Origin of the sequence: Caballeronia sp. AZ7_KS35 (assembly GCF_023631045.1) — a bacterium.
Lineage (GTDB): Bacteria > Pseudomonadota > Gammaproteobacteria > Burkholderiales > Burkholderiaceae > Caballeronia > Caballeronia zhejiangensis.
This window is the reverse complement of sequence record NZ_JALQDV010000079.1, coordinates 1-5,089: the sequence shown is the minus strand read 5'-3', so window position 1 is coordinate 5,089 and position 5,089 is coordinate 1. Positions and strand designations below refer to the sequence as shown.

Annotated in this window: 5 protein-coding genes; 4 read left to right on the top strand and 1 reads right to left on the bottom strand. The window is 60.0% G+C overall.

Annotated features, from left to right (window positions below; translation table 11 throughout):
- Positions 1–411: 411 nt before the first annotated feature.
- Entirely contained in the window at positions 412–537 is a 126-nt protein-coding gene (locus tag NCT05_RS36915) for a hypothetical protein (RefSeq protein ID WP_284507660.1), read from the top strand.
- A 132-nt stretch (positions 538–669) separates the two neighbouring features.
- Here NCT05_RS36915 and NCT05_RS36505 read toward each other — a convergent pair whose 3' ends face one another.
- The gene (locus NCT05_RS36505) at positions 670–1,413 is read right to left on the bottom strand and encodes a TetR/AcrR family transcriptional regulator (protein ID WP_250504779.1); all 744 of its coding nucleotides are present in this window, start codon (positions 1,411–1,413) and stop codon (positions 670–672) included.
- Between the two features lie 374 nt (positions 1,414–1,787).
- Here NCT05_RS36505 and NCT05_RS36500 point away from each other — a divergent pair, with 374 nt between their 5' ends.
- The 3 genes from NCT05_RS36500 to NCT05_RS36490 are packed head-to-tail and all read left to right on the top strand — an operon-like array spanning position 1,788 to position 5,016.
- On the top strand, positions 1,788–2,936 hold the full coding sequence (locus NCT05_RS36500; protein ID WP_250504778.1) for an HlyD family secretion protein: 1,149 nt from the start codon (positions 1,788–1,790) through the stop codon (positions 2,934–2,936).
- The gene (locus tag NCT05_RS36495; protein WP_250504777.1) at positions 2,933–3,877 is read left to right on the top strand and encodes an ABC transporter ATP-binding protein; all 945 of its coding nucleotides are present in this window, start codon (positions 2,933–2,935) and stop codon (positions 3,875–3,877) included. Before NCT05_RS36500 ends, NCT05_RS36495 begins: the two co-directional genes overlap by 4 nt.
- The gene (locus tag NCT05_RS36490; protein WP_250504770.1) at positions 3,874–5,016 is read left to right on the top strand and encodes an ABC transporter permease; all 1,143 of its coding nucleotides are present in this window, start codon (positions 3,874–3,876) and stop codon (positions 5,014–5,016) included. Before NCT05_RS36495 ends, NCT05_RS36490 begins: the two co-directional genes overlap by 4 nt.
- The last annotated feature ends 73 nt before the right edge of the window (positions 5,017–5,089 follow it).

Here is a 5,089-nt window from a genome sequence, read left to right as displayed (position 1 = left end):
CGACTCGATCGCTCGCGCGTTTGGCTGCCGAGACTTGGAACAGCCTGCTGCGACGGTAAGGGGATCTGCTTGTACACCCCCTATACTGAGCGGTCGGTCTTTTGAAACATCCGCAGCGGTCGAAAGGACAGCTTGAAAAGGACAAGAGGCGAGCCTTTGCGGGACGGCAATCGTAAGCCCGACCTTTAGGCGGACCCCGTCCAGCATCAGCCGCGAAACGGATCGCGAGCAATGCCGCCGACATCCAGGAGATGGTCGAAGCGATGAAGCGCGCCAATCGCAAGCTGATGATCCGGTATCGCAGCCAGTACGAGCCGATGGATCGCATGATTGCTAAGGCGGTCAAAGAAGCTCGGCACATGTGCGGGTGTTCATCGCGGGAAACTCACAAAATGTGGCCGATCCTTCGCAATGGCGCTCGAAAGGGCGCGCGCGGGCGGGGGCGCGATGCTCGACATCGGCCTCTATTGCCTAAACGCGGCGCGCTTTCTGAATGCGCTCGGTTCCGTCCTGCGCCGCGAAGCGCCTTCGTCCTGATAGCTACCGGCTCACAAGGCGTTGCGCGCAATGCGGCAATCGGCTGGCTGGGTCAATCCCAGTTGCGAACCGAACTGCGAGACTGAGCAGGAGCATCGACAGCAGTACAGAGAGCCGCTGAATTGTGCGGACTTATTTCTTCTCGGAGGTCGGTAATCGATTCCGTGACCCAGAAGCGCCGCGAGCCGACCGACGCATCTGCGATGATGAACAAAGACCTGCGAGCACCGTCCTTGCGTGTTGGTGAGCTAGTGTGACCAAGTCCACCGGTTCGAAACCTAGTGGCGCGAGCACCTGGCGCGAAAGGATAGCCGCGAACATCGGCCCCACCAGCGAGAAGACATGGGCTCGCGGATCGCCTTCGCAAACTTCGCCTTTCTTCTGCGAACACTCAACGAGCGCCTGCAAAGCGCCGAACATCGGCGCTACCACTTCTTCCACCCAGATCCGTCCAAGGTCCGGGAAGCGCTCGCTTTCCTTCAGGATCAGCACAGCGATTCGCGGGCCGAGGCTGTTTCCGATAGATGTAGCTGCCTGCGAAAGAAAAAGCGGCACGAACTCGTCGAATGCCCCGTCGAATTGCCGAATCGTCTCACCCAGTTGACGAACGTTTGTTGCCGTCACTTGCTGGACAACTGCGCGAAACAGATGTTCCTTCGTTTCGAAATAGAGGTAGATCGTTCCCTTAGCGACGCCAGCGCGCCGCGCGACGTCGTCGAGTCTTGTTGCCTCATAGCCCGCTTCAAGGAAGCACCCAAGCGCGACGTCAACGATTTCAGCAGGTCGCGCATCCTTGCGACGCCGGCGTTTAGCGGGTTCGGCTGCGGGACGGGTTGTCGGTCCTGATTCTCTCTCGGCGCTTTTGATATGTTTCATTCTTTCGTTTGCAATTCCATTGGCGACGTCCGTGAGAGGAGACTCGGGCTCGGTGGGAGGCCCGCCGCGGTAGCCCGTCGATTACCGTGCTGCCAATCACCTTCCCGGCATTCCCCTCATCATAGCCGCTAGCCCGTTCACTCCGTTGCGCCTTTATGCCTCGCGACAGATGCCAGTCCGTCAGCACTGGCCCGCTCCGCTCGAGGTCCGCTTCTTCGGCGTGCGCTGATTCGTGTCATCAACGCTACGCGGCACATCCGCACCCCCCAAACCAAGACTTGCAGTTTACTGACTTTGAAGTCATTATCCACCCCTAACGCAGTGGTGGCCGGCGGGAACCTACGCCTGCTGAGCGGACACGCACGAGAAGGGATATGCCGTTCCCGCGTCTGTGCAGGTCCAATTCCGATACACGTGAGGAAAAATTGAATCGTAACCATGCACCGATAGGGGACGCGATGTTAGCCAGTCGCATTTTCGCGCCGCTGTTCCGGGACAACGGCACAGATGCGGCAGAGTCCGACGGCTGCAAACACAACGCGGTGCAGACCCGCCACGCTCCGGCGATAAGACGTACCGCGCTCGTCGCAGGGGGCGCGCTCGCTCTTACTGCGCTCGCCGGCTGTTCGCACCAGGATGCGCCTTCTTATCAGGGCTACGTTGAAGGGGAATTCGTCTATCTCGGTTCGTCGCAGGCGGGCAAGCTCGCGCAACTGCGAGTCACACGCGGTCAGACAGTTGATCCGGGCGGATCCGTCTTCACGCTCGAATCCGAAAGCGAAAGCGCAGCATTGAATCAGGCGCGGCAACAGCTCGCATCGGCGCGCGCGCAGTTGCACGACATACAGACAGGCAAGCGCCCGATTGAAATCGACGTGACGAAGGCGCAACTCGCGCAGGCCGCGGCAAGCGCGCGCAAAGCTGCGTTGCAACTTACGCGCGACGAAGCGCAATACAGTGCGGGCGGCATTCCAAAGGCGCAGCTCGACGATTCCCGCGCGAATGCGGACTCGACCGCCGCTCACGTTCGAGAGCTTTCCTCCCAAATCGACGTCGCCCGGTTGCCCGGACGTCAGCAACAGGTCAGCGCTCAGTCGGCGCAAGTGGAGGCTGCGCGGGCCGCCGTCGAACAGGCGCAATGGAAGCTTGACCAAAAGCAGGTGACAGCGCCTACGCAGGGCCGCGTGTACGACACACTGTTCCGCGTCGGCGAATGGGTGGGTGCTGGAAGCCCGGTCGTCCAAATGCTGCCGCCGCAGAACGTTAAGGTGCGGTTTTTCGTACCGGAAACAGTCGTCGGAGCGCTGCAGCTGGGCCATGCGCTGACGATCCATTGCGACGGCTGTGCTGCCGATGTGTCGGCGAGGATAACCTACGTCTCGAACGAGGCCGAGTACACCCCGCCGGTGATTTACAGCAACGAGCGCCGCGCGAAACTCGTCTACATGGTCGAAGCGCATCCCGCCGTCGCCGATGCCGACAAGCTTCGTCCGGGGCAGCCTGTCGCGGTGACGCTGCAATGAATCCTCCGGACCAGCAGTACGCGATCGACGTACACGGACTAAACAAGCATTTCGGCGACAAGCATGTCGTCAACGATGTGTCGTTGCAGGTCGCGCAAGGCGAGATTTTCGGCTTTCTTGGGCCGAACGGCAGTGGCAAGACAACCTCGATCCGGCTGATGTGCGGATTGTTGACCCCGGACTCGGGCAGCGGCACATGCCTCGGCTACGACATCTTGAAGCAGAGCGCGCTGATCAAGCGCAACGTCGGCTATATGACGCAGCGCTTCTCGTTCTGGGAAGACATGACTATCCGCGAGAACCTCGACTTCGTCGCGCGCGTTTATGGGATGAAGAACCGTCGCGACAAAGTCGACGCGACCCTCGAAACGCTCGGCCTGCAAAGCCGCGCAAACCAGTTGACCGGCGCGCTATCGGGCGGCTGGAAACAGCGGCTAGCGCTGGCCGCCTGCATGCTGCACGAGCCGCGTCTGCTGTTGCTCGATGAACCGACCGCCGGTGTCGATCCGACCGCACGGCGCGATTTTTGGGAGGAACTACATCGTCTCGCCGCGCGCGGAATCTCGGTGCTCGTCAGCACGCACTACATGGACGAGGCGGAACGCTGTCACAAGCTCGCCTATATCGCGTACGGCAAGCTGCTCGCGCATGGAACGTCAAAGGAAGTGATCGACTCGCAAAACCTCGCGACCTGGTCGATTTCTGGCGCGAATCTCACTGAGCTGTCCGAGCAGTTGCGCGCAACCGATGGTGTCGATCAAACCGTCGTCTTCGGCTCCGCCTTGCACGCGAGCGGCCATGATCACGCGGCGCTAGAAGCCGCGATTCGGCGCGTGACAGACGGTAAGGCGGTACGCATCGAGCAGATAGGAACGGGCCTTGAAGACGTCTTCATCTACATGATGAATCGTTCGGCTGACAACTACGGAGTCCGCTCTTGAATTTCAATGCATTCTTCTCGCCCACGCGCTGGTGGAGCATCGTGCTGAAAGAGTTGTTGCAGCTCAGACGCGACCGGATCACGTTCGCGATGATCGTCGGCTTGCCGGTCGTGCAACTGGCACTTTTCGGCTTTGCGATCAACACCGACCCCAAGCATCTGCCCACCGCGGTGATTCTCGCAGACCAGAGTCCGTTTTCGCGCAGCTTCGTTGCGGCAATGGAAAACTCCGAATACTTCCGGATTGTCGACACGCTGCAGACAGAGGAAGAGGGACGTCGCGCGCTCGCCGAGGGGCGAGTGCAGTTCGTGCTGACGGTGCCCGCCGACTTTTCAAGGAAATTGCTGCGCGGCGAACGGCCCGCGTTGCTCGTCGAAGCGGATGCAACGGATCCAACCGCGACCGGCACTGCAATCGGGGCGTTGCCGAATCTCATTCAGCCGGTGGCCGACAAAGACATCACCGGGCCGCTTGCGCACCTGAACGGCACGCCCAATGCTTTTAGCGTGCAAGTGCAGCGTCTCTACAATCCGGAAGGTATCACGCAGTACAACGTGGTGCCAGGGCTGATGGGCATCATACTGACCATGACGATGGTGATGATGACGGGCCTCGCCATCACCCGCGAGCGCGAGCGCGGAACGATGGAAAACCTCCTCGCGACACCGGTGCTGCCGATCGAAGTGATGACCGGGAAGATCGTGCCGTATGTGGCGATCGGGCTGGTTCAGGTCTCCATTATCCTCGCCGCGTGTGGTTACGTGTTCAACGTGCCTTTCGAAGGCAGCGTGCTAGCGATTTACCTCACCTCGCTTTTATTCATCGCAGCGAACCTGACCGTGGGGATCACGCTGTCGTCGCTCGCGCAGAACCAGTTGCAGGCGGTTCAGCTGACCTTCTTTTACTTCTTACCCAGCATGCTGTTATCCGGCTTCATGTTTCCGTTCGCAGGAATGCCACGCTGGGCGCAATGGATCGGCAATGTACTGCCGCTCACGTATTTCAACCGGCTAGTGCGCGGCATTCTGCTCAAAGGCAATGGATGGAATGAACTGTGGCCATCAGTGTGGCCGCTGGGCGTGTTCACCGTGGTTGTGCTGGGTATCGCATTGCGCTTTTACCGGCGCACGCTCGACTAGTGCATTGCATCATTGAATTGGCACCCCAAGTGTGTTCAGATGCAGGTCATGGGCAAAATGAATCTGACCGATA